At 69.9% G+C, this 17,277-nt stretch carries 9 protein-coding genes; 2 read left to right on the forward strand and 7 right to left on the reverse strand.

Annotated features, from left to right (window positions below):
- Positions 1 to 122: 122 nt before the first annotated feature.
- Positions 123 to 5,750 carry an RHS repeat-associated core domain-containing protein gene (locus HPO96_RS08530; RefSeq protein WP_171672702.1) on the forward strand — a complete coding sequence of 1,876 codons (5,628 nt, stop codon included), beginning with the start codon at positions 123 to 125 and terminating at the stop codon, positions 5,748 to 5,750.
- Between the two features lie 9 nt (positions 5,751 to 5,759).
- On the opposite strand, the gene HPO96_RS08535 is transcribed toward HPO96_RS08530, so the two are convergent.
- The gene (locus HPO96_RS08535; RefSeq protein WP_171672704.1) at positions 5,760 to 8,654 is read right to left on the reverse strand and encodes a helix-turn-helix transcriptional regulator; all 2,895 of its coding nucleotides are present in this window, start codon (positions 8,652 to 8,654) and stop codon (positions 5,760 to 5,762) included.
- A gap of 110 nt (positions 8,655 to 8,764) precedes the next feature.
- Between HPO96_RS08535 and HPO96_RS08540 the strand changes: the two genes are divergently transcribed.
- A complete protein-coding gene (locus tag HPO96_RS08540) occupies positions 8,765 to 9,949 on the forward strand; it encodes an alpha/beta fold hydrolase (protein ID WP_171672705.1) in 1,185 nt (394 codons plus the stop codon).
- A gap of 59 nt (positions 9,950 to 10,008) precedes the next feature.
- Here HPO96_RS08540 and HPO96_RS08545 read toward each other — a convergent pair whose 3' ends face one another.
- The 6 genes from HPO96_RS08545 to HPO96_RS08570 all read right to left on the reverse strand — a co-directional run bounded on the left by HPO96_RS08545 (position 10,009) and on the right by HPO96_RS08570 (position 17,271).
- A complete protein-coding gene (locus HPO96_RS08545; RefSeq protein WP_171672707.1) occupies positions 10,009 to 11,505 on the reverse strand; it encodes an agmatine deiminase family protein in 1,497 nt (498 codons plus the stop codon).
- A gap of 172 nt (positions 11,506 to 11,677) precedes the next feature.
- Positions 11,678 to 12,253 carry a TetR/AcrR family transcriptional regulator gene (locus tag HPO96_RS08550; RefSeq protein ID WP_171672708.1) on the reverse strand — a complete coding sequence of 192 codons (576 nt, stop codon included), beginning with the start codon at positions 12,251 to 12,253 and terminating at the stop codon, positions 11,678 to 11,680.
- Between the two features lie 20 nt (positions 12,254 to 12,273).
- Complete coding sequence (locus tag HPO96_RS08555; RefSeq protein WP_171672710.1) at positions 12,274 to 13,953, reverse strand: ABC transporter permease subunit; 1,680 nt, start codon at positions 13,951 to 13,953, stop codon at positions 12,274 to 12,276.
- Positions 13,950 to 15,044 (reverse strand): polyamine ABC transporter substrate-binding protein, encoded by a 1,095-nt coding sequence (locus tag HPO96_RS08560; protein WP_171672712.1) that lies wholly within the window; start codon positions 15,042 to 15,044, stop codon positions 13,950 to 13,952. The genes HPO96_RS08555 and HPO96_RS08560 overlap by 4 nt, the downstream gene beginning before the upstream one ends.
- Positions 15,041 to 16,132 carry an ABC transporter ATP-binding protein gene (locus HPO96_RS08565; protein ID WP_171672714.1) on the reverse strand — a complete coding sequence of 364 codons (1,092 nt, stop codon included), beginning with the start codon at positions 16,130 to 16,132 and terminating at the stop codon, positions 15,041 to 15,043. Before HPO96_RS08565 ends, HPO96_RS08560 begins: the two co-directional genes overlap by 4 nt.
- Positions 16,129 to 17,271 (reverse strand): agmatine deiminase family protein, encoded by a 1,143-nt coding sequence (locus tag HPO96_RS08570; RefSeq protein ID WP_238354944.1) that lies wholly within the window; start codon positions 17,269 to 17,271, stop codon positions 16,129 to 16,131. The genes HPO96_RS08565 and HPO96_RS08570 overlap by 4 nt, the downstream gene beginning before the upstream one ends.
- Between the last annotated feature and the right edge of the window lie 6 nt (positions 17,272 to 17,277).

A 17,277-nucleotide genomic window follows, 5' to 3' on the forward strand; every position in this document is an offset into this window, starting at 1 on the left:
ACGACTGACATAGGGAACGCCGCGGTAACAGATTTGACGCTCGTCAAAAGGCTCTACCACGGAGCGTGAGCGAGTCCTACGATCGGTGCCCGACTCCACCCGCCGCCCCGAGGAGTTGTCCCATGAGGCCTGTCCGAATTGCCCTGGTGACCGTACTGCTGAGCACGATCGCGATCCCGGCCGGAGCGATCAGCCCGCCGAGCGCCGATCCGCCGGACGAGGAACGCACCAAGCTCGCGGACGTCGCCAAGCCGGTCGACCCGGAGGTCCCGGCCAAGAGCTGGCAGGTCGACGCGCGAGGCGCGTTCTCCGACGCGATCCCGTTGCAGGTCCCGGCGTACCGGGGGCTGGAGCCGCAGCTCGCGCTCAAGTACGAGTCCGGCGCCGGGAACGGCGTGGTCGGTCAGGGCTGGACGCTGACCGGCGTCACCGAGGTCGAACGCGCCGGCGCCGGTAAGGGCGCGCCGAAGTACGACTCCTCCGACATCTTCCTGCTCGACGGCCAAGAGCTGGTCGCCTGCGCGGCGGGTAGCGCGAGCCCGAGCTGTACGACGGGCGGCACGCACTCGACCAAGAACGAGAGCTACCTGCGGATCGCACTGACCGGGACCGGTGCCGCGAGCCGCTGGACGGTGACGGCGAAGGACGGCACCCGGCAGATCTTCGCCCCGATCCACAGCGTCGCGACCGACCAGGTCTTCCGCTGGGGTCTCAGCCAGATCGTCGACACCCTCGGCAACACAGTGCGCTACACCTGGACCGACGGGCATGCGCTGGACACCGTGGCCTACAACGGCGTCGAGGTGAAGTTCCACTACGAGACTCGACCGGACGCCGAACAACGGGCCGCGGGCAACGGAGTGCTGAGCACGCTGAACGGCCGGCTCAAGACTGTCGACATAACGGTTGGCGGCGATCGGCTACGGGCCTACAAGTTGACTTATGCGACCAGTGCGGCCACAGCGCGGTCGCTGCTGACCCAGGTGCAGCAGTTCGGCCGGGACGCGGCAATCGATGCGCAAGGCAACGTTGCCGGCGGCACAAGTCTGCCGCCGGTGAGCGCGACCTACCAGACCGGGACGCCGGCCTTCGTGTCCGGCAGCGGCTCGACCTCGATGGCGAACAAGAACAACACCCGCTACCTGCCGATGGACATCAACGGCGACGGTAAGTCCGACCTGCTGGAGATGTACCCGGGCTGGACCTTCGAGCGGCACGCCTGGATCTCTGACGGCGCCGACTTCACGCTGGCCTCGAACGGCACCGGGATGCCGATCCACGCCGACACCCGCTTCCTGACCGGAGACGCCAACGGCGACGGCAAGTCCGACCTGGTCGAGATCTACCCGAACGGGTTCAACTGGGGCCGCCGGCTCTACCTGTCCGACGGCACCGGGTTCGCGCTCGCGTCGACCGGCCACTCCCAGGGCAACAACGGCAAGGACAACCGCTTCCTCTCGATGGACGTGAACGGCGACGGCAAGTCCGATGTCGTCGAGCTCTACCAGTGCGGCCTGTTCCCGGTCCACTACTGTCGCGCGACCTGGCTGTCGAACGGGACGGCGTACACGCTGGCCTCGGACGACACCGGGATCGGCTTCGGGAAGGACAAGCAGTTCCTCACCGCGGACGTGAACGGCGACGGCCGGACCGACCTGGTCGAGCTCTACTCGGCCGGCTTCGGCGCCGGCGGCCGGCACATCTGGCTGTCCAACGGCACCGGCTTCGTCTCCGGAGCGACCGACACCGCGATGGCCTGGAGTATGCCGGACGCCGATGGCAGCGGCAGCCGGTTCCACGCTATGGACGTGAACGGCGACGACAAGACCGACATGGTCGAGCTCTACCCGTTCTTCTCGACCTACACGCGCCGGACCTGGATCTCCACCGGATCCAGCTACGTGCTCGGCTCCACCGACGCGCTGATGTCGTCGTCCACCAACTCCCGCCAGCTTGTCGCCGATCTGAACGGTGACCACCGGGCCGACCTGGTCGAGCTGGCGCCGTGGGGATTCTCGACCCTGCGCCGGATCTGGCTGTCGACCGGCGCGGGCTTCGCCCAGGGCGCGACCGACACGAGTATCGGCTCGTTCAGCTGCAGCAAGGGGGAGTGCAGCAGCGAGTTCCTCGAGATGGACGTCAACGGCGACGGGCTCGGCGAGATGACCGAGCTGTACTCGGCCAACCTCGGCTTCAACAAGGGCCGCCACGTCTGGAACATCGGCGGCGACGTCCCCGATCTGCTCAGCGCGAAGACCGATCCGTACGGCGCCAAGACGTCGGTCGCCTACACGCCGTCGTCCGCCTGGCCGAACGCGAACAACCCGCCGCTCGTGCAGACCGCCTCTGCGGTCTCGGTCGGCGACGGGCGCGGAGCGACCGCCACCACGAAGTACAGCTTCGCCGGTGGCGCCTACCATCGCGGTGAGCGGACCGGGCTCGGCTTCCGCACGCAGCGTGAGACAGCGCCCTGTGTCACCGGCGAGACCGAGTGCCCGACGACGGTGACCACCTTCCGGCAGGACCTCGCGGCGGTCGGCGAGGCCGAACGCCGCGAGCGCCGGACCGGCGCCGGAGAGTTGCTCGGGGCAACCATTCAGGAGTTCACCGTCGACAACGGCGTCCTGCCGCGGACGGCGCTGCCGACCGGCACCTGGGAGAACGTCCACGCCGGGGACGACGTCAAACGCAAGTACACGACCCGGCAGTACAACGCGTACGGCGAGATCGCGCAACAGGTCGAGCACGGCGACCACGAGGCCACCGGCGACGAGCGGACGCTGACGAACACGTACGTCCCGAATACCACGGCGTACGTCGTCGGCAAACCGGCCGCGGTCCGCAAGTACCAGGGCGCTGGAACCGCCGGCGCCAAACTTGCCGAGACGCTGGCCTACTACGACAACGCGACCAGCTGGAATCAAGCGCCGGCGAAGGGGCTCCCGACCCGCGCCGGCGATTGGCGCTCGACGACTGATACCTACACCGATACCCGGACGGAGTACGACGAGTTCGGCAACATCACCGCCGAGATCGACGCGCTCGGCGGGCGGACGACGCTCGGCTGGGATTCGGCGTACCACCTGTTCCAGACCACTGAGCAGAACGCGCTCTCGCACGAGGTCACAGCCAGCTGGGACGTCGTCTGCGGCACACCCACAAAGGTACGCAGTCCGGACGGCCAACTGACCAAGGTGACGTACGACGCGCTGTGCCGGCGGGCCGAGATGACCGAGCCAGGAGGCCGCTTCGAGCGGTACACCTGGGCCAACCTCGGCGACGGCGGCGCGCAGTACGAACAGACCGAGCGCCCGGCGGCCGACGGCAGCGCGAACGCGCAGTGGAGCCGCCGGTACTTCGACGGCCTGCAGCGCACCTGGCAGACGGCCGACCAAGGTCCGGACGCCGCGACCGGTGACATCTACGTCGACACGGCGTACAACGCCCGCGGGCTGGCTGCCGCCAAGACGCCGAAGTACTACTGGGTGTCGGGTCAGCCGCGGCCGACGACCTACCCGACCGTGACGACGTACGACGCGCTCGACCGGGTGGTCAAGGAGGCGATGCCCGGGGGAGCGAGCCGGACGAAGAGCTACGGGCTCTGGACGACGACCGCGACCGATGAGCGCGGCAACACGACCACCGACCGGGTGAACGCCTACGACAAGCGCATCGCGAGTACGCAGGAGGTCGGCGGGGTCGCGCGGACGGCGACGTACGTGTACGACGGCAACGATCACCTGACCCGCTCGACCGACCCGGACGGCAACACGATCGTCTACACCCGCGACGCGGCCGGGAATGCGACCAAGATCGTCGACCCGGACAACGGGACGACGACGTACACCTGGGACGCCGCCGATCGGCTGACCGCGCAAACCGACGGCAAGGGGCAGCGGACGACGTTCGCGTACGACGTCCTCGGCCGGAAGACCAGCCAGACCAGCACGACCGGGACGGCGACCTGGAAGTACGACGAGCAGCGCGCGGGCTACTTCAACACCGGCCAGCTGACCACGACGACCGACCCGGCCGGGACGAAGAAGTCGGACTACGACGCCGCGGGCCGGGTGGTCCGGATGGTCCGCACGATCGACAACACCGCTTACACCTTCAGCTACGGGTTCGACCCCGGCGGTCGGCCGTTGTGGACCACCTACCCGGACGGCTTCACGGTCGGCACCGCCGCCGCGCCGCTGCGGTACGACGGCGCCGGGCGGCTGCGCGCGATCCCCGGGTTCGTGACGGGAGCGCAGTACACGGCCGCGGGTGAGCTGAGCCGGCTGGAGAACGCCAACGGGACCGTCACCACCCGCGGCTTCGACGCGGAGCGCGGCTGGCTGAACTCGATCCTGACCAAGAAGGGCGCGACCGCGATCCAGGACGTCACCTACACCCGCGATGCCAAGGGCAACGTCGTCCAGGCGGCGAGCCCGTTCGCGGGGGAGAGCTGGACCTACGCGTACGACGAGGCCGAGCAGCTCACCAAGGCCTCGACGCACACGATCAGCTACGACGGCACCGGAAACATCGCGGCCAACTCGGAGTTGGGCGCGTACACGTACGGATCGACCCGGCCGCACGCGGTGACCAAGGCCGGGCCGAACACCTACACCTACGACGCGGCCGGGCTGATGACCTCGGGCGCCGGGCGCACCTTCACCTGGGACGGCGAGAACCGGCTCGCCTCGGTCACGAAGGCCGGCGTCACCACCGCCTTCACGTACGACGCGGACGGCGCGCGGATCCAGTCCGTCGAGGGCACGACGACCCGGCGCTACCTCGGTGACGACTACGAGGTCGACGTAACGGCCGGGACGGCGACGAAGTACGTCTCGATCGCGGGTCAGCTGGTCGCCCGGGCCGAGGGGACGACGCCGTACTGGGTGCACACCGACCAGCAGGGGTCGATCCAGGCCGTCACCGATGCCGCGGGCAACGAAGTGCACCGGAAGAAGTACGCCGCGTTCGGCGAGGTGGTCGCGACCAGCGGCTCCCTGGCGCGGGAGTCCCGCGGGTTCACCGGGCAACGGGAGGACGCGGCCGGGCTGCTCTACCTGCACTCGCGGTACTACGACCCGGAGCTCGGCCGGTTCATCTCACCGAACCCGGTGATCGACGGCGACGACACGGTCGGCCTGAACCGGTACGTGTACGCCGCCAACGACCCGATCAACCAGACCGACAAATCCGGGCTGGACTGTGAGGATGGCGGCAAGCGCTGCGACCGCGACAACTGGGTGAACTACGGCGAGCAGAAGGAACTCGAGTTCTCCTGCGGGCCGGCCGCCGTCCGGGTCGCGTTGTCGGCCCAGGGCTACACGGTCGTGGACGAGGAGGAGCTGTGGGGTCCGCTGCAGACGGACACCGGCGGCACCGACTCGATCGCGGGCAACGTCGTGCCGGTGATGAACGAGCTGCTGGAGACGAGCTTCTACGAGTCCAAGGACATCCCGCAGGACGCCGAAGGGAACGCGCCCGACGAGTTCAAGCAGCAGCTGAAGGCCGACATCGTCTACGACATCAACCGCAACCGCCTGATCGTGGCCAACGTCGTCCAGGGCACCGCGTACGACACCGCGGGCAACCCGCACCAGTACCCGGGGCACTACGTCACCGTGGTCGGCTACGACGAGGGCGGCGACCTGGCCCATATCTACGACCCGGCCGATGCCTTCGGCAAGTATCACTACTGGATGAGCACCGACAACCTGGCGAACTGGATCGCCGGGAAGGGGTACGCCGGCTGATCGGTCAGCTCACCCCCGGTCGCCCGGACCGGGGGTGAGCAGGCCCTGCGCGTGGGCGGTCGCCGTCGCCTCGGTCCGGCTGGCCGCGCCGAGCTTGGTCAGGATGCGACCGACGTGGACGCCGACGGTCGCGGGCGAGATGTACAGCTCGGCGGCAATCTGCCGGTTCGGCAGGCCACGCGCCACCAGCCGGAGGACGTCGTACTCACGCGGCGTCAGCCCGCTGGCGTCCGCAGTCGCCACAGCCGCCGGGGCCTCGAGCCGCGCACGCTGGCCGAGGGCCTCGATCCGGTCCAGCCAGACGGTCGCGCGAACCTTCAGCGCCAGCTCGCGCGCCTCTTCGAGCCGCTTCCGGGCGCCGGCCCGGTTGCTGGCTGCAAGCGCTGCTTCGGCGCTGTGAATCAGGCACAACACGAGCGCGGGCAGGTGCTTGACCTCTCGCCACGCGGCGACGCACTCGTCCCAGTCCGTCATCCGGCCGGAGCCGAGCCCGGCCTCGATGCTCAGCCGGTACGCCCGGTCGAGCGGGGACCGGGCGGCCAGGCGGTGCAGGAGCCCCGTGATGTCGGCACGGATCTTGGCGACGTCCGCGGCGATCTCCCGGTTTCGCGGCGCGGCCGCGAGGCGGGCCCGCTGCAGCAGCGTGATCGCCAGCAGCCCGTCCTGGTCAGGCTGCACCTGGGCCGCTGTGTCGCGGCTGTTGCGCAGGAAGAGCTCCACCGCGCGGCCGGCCAGCTCCGGCTCGTGCCGGGCGACGGCGAGATCGGCCCAGATCATCGCGGTGTGCCCGAGCATGTAGCCGCGCAGCGTCCGGGTGCCGGAGCTCAGCGCTTCGGGGGACTGCACCAAGCTCTCGGCCCGCTCGAAATTGCCGCGGAAGACGTTGATCCAGGACAGCATCGCCTGCAGGACGCTGACGTAGAGCTCCTCGGGCTCCGCGGCGAGGGTCTGCTCGATGGTCTCGACGGCTTCGTCCCAGCGGCCGAGGCTGAGGTAGCCCTCGCAGAGATTGACCGCCAGCAGCGGGCCGCGCCATCGCTGCATGCCGAGCAGCTCGGCCTCGCGTAACGCCTGGGGCGCCTTGACCACGATCTGGTCGTACTGCGCGTTCAGCGTCAGCGCCGCGCACTCCCACAGGCCGTTGGCCACCAGCATGTAGTCATCACCGGTGCGGACGGCGAGCTCCCGGGCCTTCGCCTGCAGGGCCTGGGTGACGGCGAGCGGTTCGAGGAAGATCGCGACATGCCCGAGGACGGCGTACGCCCGGCATCGGAGCCGATCGTCGTCCAGCGCCTCGGCGATCTCGAGGACGCGCTCGGCATGCACCCGGCCGGACTGCGGGCGCCGGGCGACCGTTTCGTCGACCGTGAGGTGGTAGTGCAGCACGCCGAGCGCGAACGTCGGCCGGTCGGACGGCAGCAGCCGCTCGGCCTCGTCCAGATCGACGCGGCCGGTCAGATCGAGGCGGCCGCGGAACTGGGCCCGGTCGAGCAGGATCTGGGCCGCGCGCTCCGGCTCCTGGTCGCGGTCGACCAGCTCGAGCGCGGCCGTGCAGTGCTGCAGGCCTTGCGCGGCCTGACCGGCTGGGCCGGCCGCGGCGATGGCGCGTTCGAGCAGCATCAGCCGGTCCGGGTGGTCGCCGGGACACAGCGCGATGGCGCGTTCGAGATGCCGGAGCTCCTCGGTGTACGCGAAACTCACCTTGGCCTCGTCAGCAGCGACCAGGGTGGCGCGGTAAGCCTCCTCGGTGCGGCCGGCGAGGAACCAGTGCTCGGCCAGCTCGGCCGCGGGCAGGGTCTGCGTGGCCAGGTCCGGATGTTCGGCGAGCGCGGTGGCGGCGCGCGCATGCAGGCGACGGCGTTCGCCGGGGAGCAGACCGGTGTAGACGGCCTCGCGGATCAGCGCGTGCCGAAACTGGTAGCCGTGGGTGGTGGCGAGGAGCTGGTCGCGCTCGACCAGCTCGCGCAGCGCCTGGTCGAGCTCGTCATCGGAACGGTTCGCGAGCAGGGCGAGCAGCTCGTGCGCCACCGCCGACCCGGCGACGGACGCCACCGCGAGGACCGGCCGGGCAGCCTCCGACAGCCGAGCGACGCGCTCCTGGAGGAGACTGCGGAGCGCATTAGCGCTGGGGTTGCCCGGATCGCTGTTGGCGAGCGCTTCTATGAACAGCGGGTTGCCGCCGGAGCGTTGGTGGACGGCGGCCGCGCGGGCCGGGTCGTACCGGCCGACGAGCGCGGTCAGCAGCTCGCTGACGTACTGCTGCTCGAGCGGGCCGAGCTGAAGGGTGGTGATGTCAGGGCGGCGGCCGAGCTCGGCGACGAGCTGGCGGACCGGATGGCCGGCCGGGACCTCACCGGTGCGGACGGTGCCGACCAGCAGGACCTGCCGGTCGCGGAGATTGCGGGCGAGGTAGCCGAAGAGCTCGCGGCTGGCGCCGTCGGCCCAGTGCAGATCTTCGACGACCAGCAGCAGCGGACGCCGGGCCGCGGCGCGCTCGACCAGCGCGATCAGCTCCTGGAGGAGCGACAGCCGGCTGCTCGCGGCCGCCGACGACGAGGAGTGCGGCAGCAGGGCGTTGAGCGCGGAGCCGGGCTGGGAGCCGCCTTCGGCGTCGACGAGCTGCTGGACGATCGGGAGGAACGCGACGTACGGGAGGTGTTCGGCGCCCAGCTCGGGGCAGGCGCCGGTGATGGTCAGCCAGTCGTCCTTGAGCAGCGCGGTGAACTCGGCGACCAGCCGGGACTTGCCGATCCCGGCCTCGCCGGTGATCAGGACGCGCGCCGAGCCGCCCTCCCGGACCTGCTGCGCGGCCGCCCGTAACGCGCCGAGTTCGGCCTGTCGCCCGACGTACAGGGCGCTGACCACGGGCTGTCGGCCGGTAGCGGACACATCGTCACCGGACATGGATATACCGGGTTCTGCGGATTCGCCCGAGCCGGTCTGCCAGCACGCTGTGATCCTAGACCGGCCGGGGGCGAGACCGAGGCCGGAATTGACACCCTGAGGAGAACAGAGTGAGCACTCCGAACAGCCACCCGCGCGAGACCGCCGACGAGGCCGTCCGGCCGTTGCGGATCGAAGTTCCCCAGTCACAGCTCGATGATCTGAACGACCGGCTGCGCCGGGTCCGCTGGGCCAACGAGCTGCCGCGCGACCAGGTCACCGACGGCGTCCAGCGCGGTCCGGTCACGCCGGGCTGGGAGTACGGCGTACCGGTCGAGTACGTGCAGCGGCTCGTCGAGCACTGGCGCGACGGGTACGACTGGCGCAAGTGGGAGGCGCGGCTGAACGAGTACCCGCACTTCACCACCGAGATCGACGGGCAGAACATCCACTTCCTGCACGTCCGCTCACCCGAGCCGGACGCGACCCCGCTGATCCTGACCCACGGCTGGCCGAACTCGATCGTCGAGTACCTGGACCTGCTCGGCCCGCTGACCGACCCGCGGTCGCACGGCGGCGACCCGGCCGACGCGTTCCACGTCGTCCTGCCGTCGCTGCCCGGTTTCGGCTTCTCCGGCCCGACGTTCGAGAAGGGCTGGAACCGGCACCGGACGGCGGCCGCGTGGGCCGAGCTGATGCGCCGGCTCGGCTACGAGAAGTACGGCGCCCACGGCAACGACGTCGGCTCGTTCGTGTCGCCGGAGCTGGGCCGGATCGCGCCGGATCAGGTGATCGGCGTGCACGTCACCCAGCTGTTCTCGTTCCCGTCCGGCGACCCGGCCGAGTTCGAGGGGCTGAGCCAGAAGGACATCGAGTACCTCGGCTTCCTGCAGAAGTTCAACGAGGAGATGTCGGCGTATGCGAAACTGCAGGAGACGGCGCCGCAGAACCTCGCGCACGCGCTGGCCGACTCGCCCGCCGGGCAGCTGGCCTGGAGCGCGCAGCTGCTGAACGCGCTCGACGACGAGCACGTGCTGACCAACGCGACCATCTACTGGCTCACCAACACCGGCGCCTCGGCGGCCCGCTTCTACTACGAGGACCACCACGCCGAGCACCCGACCGAGCCCACCACCGCCCCGACCGGCCTGGCCAGCTTCGCCAACGACTTCACGCCGTTGCGCCGCTTCGCCGACCGCGACCACAAGAACATCGTCTCCTGGAACGAGTACGAGCGCGGCGGCCACTGGTCCGCCCTCGACGCGCCCGACCTGCTCGTCTCCGACATCCGGGTGTTCTTCCGCGGCCTGAAGTAGGCCGTTCGCAAGCGACCTTCACCGCGCGGGCATGGTGAAGGTCGCTTGCGGCTGTTTGCTCAGGTCACGCTGAAGGTGGCAGACGTCGCGAGCAGCGGGTAGCCGTCGTTCGCGAAGAAGCGGAAGTTGTAGGTACCGGTCGTGTTCGGCGCCGTGAAGGTGATCGACGCGCTGGTCAGCCCGCTCGACGGCGGGCTGTTCCGGCCGTTCAGGTACTTCTCGTCGACACCGCCGGCCGAGTTCGTCGCGCTCGCCCGGTAGAGGCCGACCCAGTCGCGGGTGTTCCCCGGCCCGTTCGTCACGGTCGCGGTGATCTGCCCGCCGCGGCGCACGGTGGTCCGATCCGCGACCACCCTCGGCCCGGTCGGCGTCGGCGTCGGGGTGGGCGTCGGTCCGCCCATCGACACCGGCTCGTTCATCGTCACGCAGTGCGCGCCGCCACCGCCGTCACCCATCAGCCGGTCCAGGTTGAGCTGGACGACGGGCCGCCCGAACGCGCTCTCCAGCGCGGCCTTGGCCGCGGAGTCCGCCTGCGCGTCGCCGAACTGGGCGGTGATGATCGCCGAGTTGGTCATCGCGCAGTTGAGGTAGCCGTCGAAGAACGCCGGCCACTGCGAGCTCGGGATCCGCGGCAGCGTGGCCGGCCCGTAGATCGTGATCACCTGGAGCCGCCGGCCCTTGGCGTCGGTGGCCGCCAGCAACAGATCGCGGGTCGCGATCGCGTCCCGGGACCAGACGCTCGACGGCCGCGCCGGGTTCGAGAGCTGCACGATCACCACGCCGGGCCGGACGAACAGCACCTTGCTGTCGATGTGGTCGTCGGTGATGTCCTGGTTCGCGACGCCCTGGCACCAGATCATCTTGGTCGCGCCGTACTGCGCAAGCAGCTCGGCCTCGATCTGCGCGAGCGACTTCCCGGGGTTCCGCGCGGAGTCCAGCCAGGAGCTCCGGTTCGCGATCAGCGTCCCGTCGCCGTCGCAGAGGACGCCGCCGCCTTCGCCGACCACAGTCGACCGGTTGAACGGGACGCCGTTGTACGCCGCGATGTGCTGCGCCACCAGGTTGTCCTTGGCATGTGTCTGCTCGTTGCCCCACCCGTTGAAGTTCAGCCCGAACGCATCCAGCTGCCCGGCCGGGTTCAGCCGGAACAGCGGCCCGGTGTCGCGCATCCAGCAGTCGTTGACCGGAATCGACCCGATCACCGTGACCGCGGAGCTGACCCGCCCGCGGGCGGTCGCCGCGTTCGACGTCCCGTCGGCGCAGAGCACCACCGGGTTGTACTTGACGATCTCGTTCGCGATCTTCGCGACGTCGCCCTGGACGCCGCTGAGCAGGTTGCCCCAGATCGACGTACTGGAGGGCCACGCCATCCAGGTGCGTTTCACCGCGGCCTCTTCACCCGGGACGGCGAACGGCGGCGCGGCCATCGCCGCGCCCCGGGTCGTGACGGCGCGCAGCCCGCCGCCGGCGACGGCGAGCCCGGTGGCCGCGAGCCCGGTCCGGACGACGAACTGGCGGCGCGACCACCCGGAGTGTTCGGTGCTGGAGTCGGTCATGATTCGGTTCCTCTCGGTCGGCGGTCGGAGCACCGCAATTCTTGGATGGCATCCAAGAATTTCCGCCACTGTCCTCCCGGCCGCCAGGGCTGTCAAGAGCTCAGGAAGATGCTGTCGGCAACCAAATTTCGGGCAGGCCGAAGCGTCCCCGGAACCGTTCGGCAGCTGGGATTCAGCGCGCCGGCAGCTCGATCGCGATCGCTCCGGCCAGTAGCTCCCGGAGGTGATCCGGCTCGACCGCGCCGGTCAGCCAGCGGCCCGACAGACCCTCGACCAGCGCCACCAGCCGCTCGGCGATCGCGCTCGCGTGCTCGCCGCCGTCCGTGCCCTCCTCGGTGTGCACGCGCTGGACCAGCTCTGCGATCTCGTCGACCCACTCCGCCGTCAGCTTGTGGACAGCGGGCCGCAGCCGCTCGTCGAAGACCGACGCCCAGCGCAGCTCACCCCAGGCCGCGGAGTTCACCTGGACTTCGTCCGTCCCGCTGAGCTCACCGACCAAGCGCGCCACCAGTTCGGCCCGCGCGGACGTCGCACCCGCGGCCGCGCGTTCGCCGTACCGGCCGGCCTGGTCGCTGACCGCCTCGAGCGCTGCCTCCAGCAAACCTTCGCGGCTGCCGAAGTAGTGGTAGAGCAGTGTGACCGAGACGCCGGCATCGGCAGCGACCTCCTGGACCCGCATCCCGCGGACGCCGCGTCGGGCGATGACGGCGATGGTGGCCTGCAGAAGCTGCGTACGACGGTCGGTCATCTGCCCGATTCTAGGCGGACTCATCGGCCCACCAGCCCTTCGGCGAACGACCGGCCCTGCCCGCGCCGCCGCAACACCCATCCGATCGCCAGCACGGCGACCGCGATCAGCAGCATCACCACGACCGAGGCCGCTGCCGCATCACCGCGCAACCCGTTCCGCATCGTCGAGTACACGTACACCGGTAGCGTCGTCGTCCCGACGTTCCCCACCATGCTGGACGCGACGACGTCGTCGAGCGAAGCAGTGGACGCCAGGATGGCCGCGGCCAGCACAGCGGGCGCCGCCAACGGGACAGTGACCTGCCGAAACGCCGCCCACGGCCGCGCGCCCAGATCGGCCGCCGCGTCCGACAGTCGTGGGTCGAGCCCGGCCAAGCGTGCCTGGACGACGAACGCGACGATCGCGACTGCGAGCACCGAGTGCGCGATGACCAACCTCAGGACGCCGTTCGACAACGTCGGCCCGGCCGCGACGTAGAACAGCAGCAGCCCGATCGCGGAGACGATCTCCGGCGTGATGAAGACGACGAGCAACAGCGCGAGCAACGTCCGCCGAACCGGCCGCGCGGCCCGGGCGAGCGCCGTGCCCGCCAGCGTCCCGATGATCACCGCCACGATCGTCGACAACACCGCGACCCGCAGCGAGATCCCGATCGCGTCGACGAGGGTCGGGTTGGCGCCGATCCCGGCGTACCAGCGGGTGCTGAACCCGGACCAGACCTGGAGCGTCCGCCCGCCGTTGAACGAGTACCCGATGATCGTCAGGATCGGCAGCCACAGGAACAAACCGAGCAGTACGCCGAACGCCCGTAGCATCGGTCCCCAGACGTCGAACGTCCGCTCGGGTGACCACAAGCGCGCCGTCAGATCCAGCGGCCGCACTGCCCGGACCACGAGCCCGGCCAGCCGCAACAAGATCGCCGCGCTCCCCAGCACGACCAGGACCAACAGAATGAGCAGTACGGCGGTCGCTGCGCCGAGCGCCCAGTCCTGGCTCTCCAGGAATGAGCTGCTGACCAGCGAGCCGGCAACCGCGGCCTTCACGCCGCCCAGCACCGACGGTGTCACGTAGTCACCCATCAAGGGGATGAACACGAGCAGCGCGGCGCTGATGACCCCAGGCCGTGCGGCCGGCAGCGTCACCTGCCAGAACACTCGCCACGGGCTCGCGCCCAGGTCCCGCCCGGCCCGCCGCAGCGCCGGGTCGAGCCGATCGAGTGCGACCGCGATCGGCAGCACCGCCAGCGGCAGGTAGTTGTAGACGACGCCGAGCTGAGCCCCGGCGAGTGTGTCGAGGATGCCGGGCACCCCGAGCGGCCCGTGATCGCCGAGCAGGATCCGCCACGAGTAGGTCCGGAGCAGGAACGGCATCCAGTAGGGGATGACGACGGCCGCGATCGCGGCGTACTTCCAGGCGCCGGTCAACCGGGTGGCGATCAGGTACGCCATCGGCACGGCGAGCGCGACACACAACGCCGTCCCGACGACCGAGAGTTGCAGGGTGTTCTCGAAGACGATCCGGAACGTGTCGCTGGTCGCCTCGCCGTAGCGGTCCAGGGACGGCGCGCCCAGGTCGACCGTGCCGAACAGCGTCGACTCGCCGAGGCTGAACACCGCGACCAGCGCCCCGGGCAGCAGGAAGAACAGGCACAGCCACGTGAACGCCGGCAGCGAGGGGACCAGCCCGCGGACCCTCACCGTGATCCCACCGCCTTCAACCGCTGGAACGTCGACACCGCGAGCTTGCGCGCCGGTGTCACCTCGGCCGGGACGAACCGATCGGCCGGTACGCCGGCGTCGAAGAAGACGAGCTCCTGGAACGGCAGATCCTTCGGCAGGAACTTCCGGGACGCTTCGACCCCGGTGTAGTACCCGTGCGACTCGGTCTCCTTCGCCGCGTTCTCCGGCTGGAGCAGGAACTCGACGAACGCATGGGCGGCCGCGGTGTTCTTCGATCCCTTCGGCAGCACCCAGTGATCGACGTACAGGTCGGTCTTCGGCGCGCCGAGCGCGAACCGGAGCGTCTTCGGCCCGTCCAGCAACGCTCCGCGCGCGTCACCGGTGAAGGCCTGCGCCAGCACGAGGTCGCCGGCGGCGAGGTTCGCTCGCGGGTAGGAGTTGAACTCCTTCAGATGTCCCAGCACCTTCGCCTCGTAGTACTGCTGGGCGGCGGTGTAGTCCGCGGTGTTCGTCGACTGGTCGGAGATGCCGTTCCCCCAGAAGTACGAGCCGACGAACGACGGCGCGCCGTCGATCACCGACGTCCGCCCCTTGACTGCGGGGTCGGCGAAGCGGTCGTAGAACCCGTTCCAGTCGGCCGGGGGCGTCTTGACCACCGCGCTGTCCCAGACGAACCCGGTCGAGCCGCCCGTCTTCGGGATCGCGTACGTGTTGTCCGGATCCCACGACTTGCCGGTGAAGGTCGGCGACAGCCCGGCGATGCCGGGCAGCCGGCTCTTGTCCCAGGGCAGCAACGCCTTGTTCTGCGCGAGTTGCGGCACATAGGAGCCGTCCATCACGACCAGGTCGTAACCGCTCGTGCCTTGGGTGAGCCGCAGTTTCGCGACCGCCTCCTCGGCCGACGCGTACGCGTCAACCTGCACCCGGACTCCGGTCTGCTGTTCGAACGTCTTCAGGTTCTCCGGCGCGATGTAGTCGGCCCACGAATAGATCGTGAGCGTCGATCCCCGTTCCACCACGGCCGGCTGATCGGCGTCACCGCCGCCGCTGCTGCAACCGCTGATCGCGAGCGCGGCCGCGAGCAGGGCTGCGAGATGTCTGAGATTCATGACTCTCCTCGGAAGATCCGGACGTGCGCCGTGTCCCACGAGCAGCGGACCTGGTCGCCGACATGCGGCAACGGCCGCCCGTCGCGCGGCACCCGGGCCAGCAGTGTGAGGTCGCGGCAGTGAACGAGGACGACGCTGGAGATCCCGGCGATACTCACACCGCGGACGATCCCGTCGATCGCGTTGACATCGGCCGGCCCGCTGATCGGGCCGACCCGGACGTGTTCGGGCCGGATCAGCGCGATCGACGGGCCCGCCTCCGGCCGGTCGCCGACGATCGTCACCTCCGGATGCCCGAAGCGGCCGCGCTCGTCGACCGTCCCGGTGAGCTCGTTCTGCTCGCCGACGAACCGGGCGACGAACAGGCTGTCCGGGAAGTCGTAGACCTCCTCGGCCGTCCCGATCTGCTCGGCGCGACCGTCGGACATGATCACGATCCGATCGGCCAGGCTGAGCGCCTCTTCCTGATCGTGGGTGACCAGGACGGTCGTGACGCCGAGGTTCTGCTGCAGCAGCCGCAGCTCGACCTGCATGGCTTGCCGCAGGCTCCGGTCGAGCGCGGACAGCGGCTCGTCGAGCAGCAGTACCCCCGGCCGATCGACCACCGCCCGGGCCAGCGCGACCCGCTGCTGCTGTCCGCCCGAGAGGCTGGTCACGGCCTGGTCGCCGATCGCGGGCAGCTGGACGAGCGCGAGCGCCTCCGCGACCCGGCTGCGGATCTCCGCCCGCGGCACCCCGCGCTGGCGCAACGGAAAGGCCACGTTGTCCGCGACGCTCAGATGCGGGAACAACGCATACGACTGGAACACCGTGTGAATGTCGCGCCGATGGGCCGGTACGCCGGTCACGTCGACCCCGGACAGCCGCACCTGACCGCTGTCGGGCTGCTCCAGACCGGCCAGCATCCGCAGCGTCGTGGACTTCCCGCACCCGGACGGGCCGAGCAGCGCGACGAACTCGCCGGCCGGGACCGTCAGCGACAACTGGTCGACCGCGACCGTGCCGCCGTACCGCTTGATCAGCCCGGAGAGCTCGACTTCCGCGCTCGTACGACCGGCCGTCGGCGGCCGATCGGTCAGCATCGTCATACGGAGCCTCCGATCGCGGCGGGGATCTGCATCGTGATGCAGTGCGGACCGCCGCCCCCGAAGGCGATCACCTGGCCCATCACTCCGACCACCTGGCGGTCGGGGAACTGGTTGCCGATGACATCGAGTGCCCGTTCGTCGTCCGCCTTGTTACCGCTGACCGGGACCACGACGACGCCGTTCGCGACGTAGAAGTTCGGGTAGGCGACGTACTCGGTGAGGCCTTCCACCGCGAACGTCGAGAACAGATCGAGTCCGCGGACGTCGACGGTCCGGCCTTCCTGGTCGGGGTTGTCACGCAGGTAGCGCAGATTGCGGGCCATCGCCTCGTGGTTGACATTCCCCGTGTCACTGCAGGTCTGCGCGACCACCCGGCCGGGCGCGACGTAGGTGCAGACGCCGTCGACGTGCCCGTCGGTGTGCCGGTCGTCGAGATGGCCGAACGGCAGCATCAGCACGGTCTGCACGCCGAGCGCGCGACGGACGACGTCCTCGATCACGGCCTGGGAGAGGTTGGCGTTCCGGTTGCTGTGCAACAGACACTGCGCGGTCGAGATCAGCGTGCCCTGCCCGTCGACCGTGATGCTGCCGCCCTCGAGGACCAGGTCGATCGGGACGCGTTCGATGCCGAGGTGGTCGAGGACGATCGCGGACAGGCCGGCGTCGCGGTCGTAGGGCAGGAACTTGCGGCCCCACGAGTTGAAGGCGAAGTCGACGCCGAGCCGGTTGCCCTCGGCGTCGCGGACGACGAGCGGGCCGTTGTCGCGGATCCAGGAGTCGTCGACCGGTGCTTCGAGGACGTCGATGTTCGCGGCGCCGCAGTGGTCGATCACCTCCTGTTTCGCGCCTGGGAGCGCGACGACGGTGACCGGCTCGAAATCCGCGATCGCGCGGGCGACGGCGGCGTACTCGCGTTTCGCGTCGTCGAAGACGCCGGCCCAGAGCTCGCGCCGTGTCGGCCAGGTCAGCAGGGTGCGTTCGTGGCGGTCCCATTCGGCCGGCATCCGGAACCGCTCCAGGCGGGCGTCGACGTGCGGGACTGCTTTAGCGGGCGCGGCGGCCAGGCCGTGCGGCGCCAGCTCGGCGGGGTAGCCGGCGGCCATTCCCGGCTCGGAGCCGGACGTTGTGGACGAGGTCATGGTGAG

It is taken from the genome of Kribbella sandramycini, assembly GCF_013131805.1.
Classification (GTDB): Bacteria; Actinomycetota; Actinomycetes; order Propionibacteriales; family Kribbellaceae; genus Kribbella; species Kribbella sandramycini.

Excerpts from the sequence above, each read along its gene's own strand:
- HPO96_RS08560 (WP_171672712.1), bottom strand. The coding sequence starts at position 15,044 with ATGAATCTCAGACATCTCGCAGCCCTGCTCGCGGCCGCGCTCGCGATC.
- HPO96_RS08570 (WP_238354944.1), bottom strand. The coding sequence starts at position 17,271 with ATGACCTCGTCCACAACGTCCGGCTCCGAGCCGGGAATGGCCGCCGGC.
- HPO96_RS08545 (WP_171672707.1), bottom strand. The coding sequence starts at position 11,505 with ATGACCGACTCCAGCACCGAACACTCCGGGTGGTCGCGCCGCCAGTTC.
- HPO96_RS08565 (WP_171672714.1), bottom strand. The coding sequence starts at position 16,132 with ATGACGATGCTGACCGATCGGCCGCCGACGGCCGGTCGTACGAGCGCG.
- HPO96_RS08535 (WP_171672704.1), bottom strand. The coding sequence starts at position 8,654 with ATGTCCGGTGACGATGTGTCCGCTACCGGCCGACAGCCCGTGGTCAGC.
- HPO96_RS08550 (WP_171672708.1), bottom strand. The coding sequence starts at position 12,253 with ATGACCGACCGTCGTACGCAGCTTCTGCAGGCCACCATCGCCGTCATC.
- HPO96_RS08530 (WP_171672702.1), top strand. The coding sequence starts at position 123 with ATGAGGCCTGTCCGAATTGCCCTGGTGACCGTACTGCTGAGCACGATC.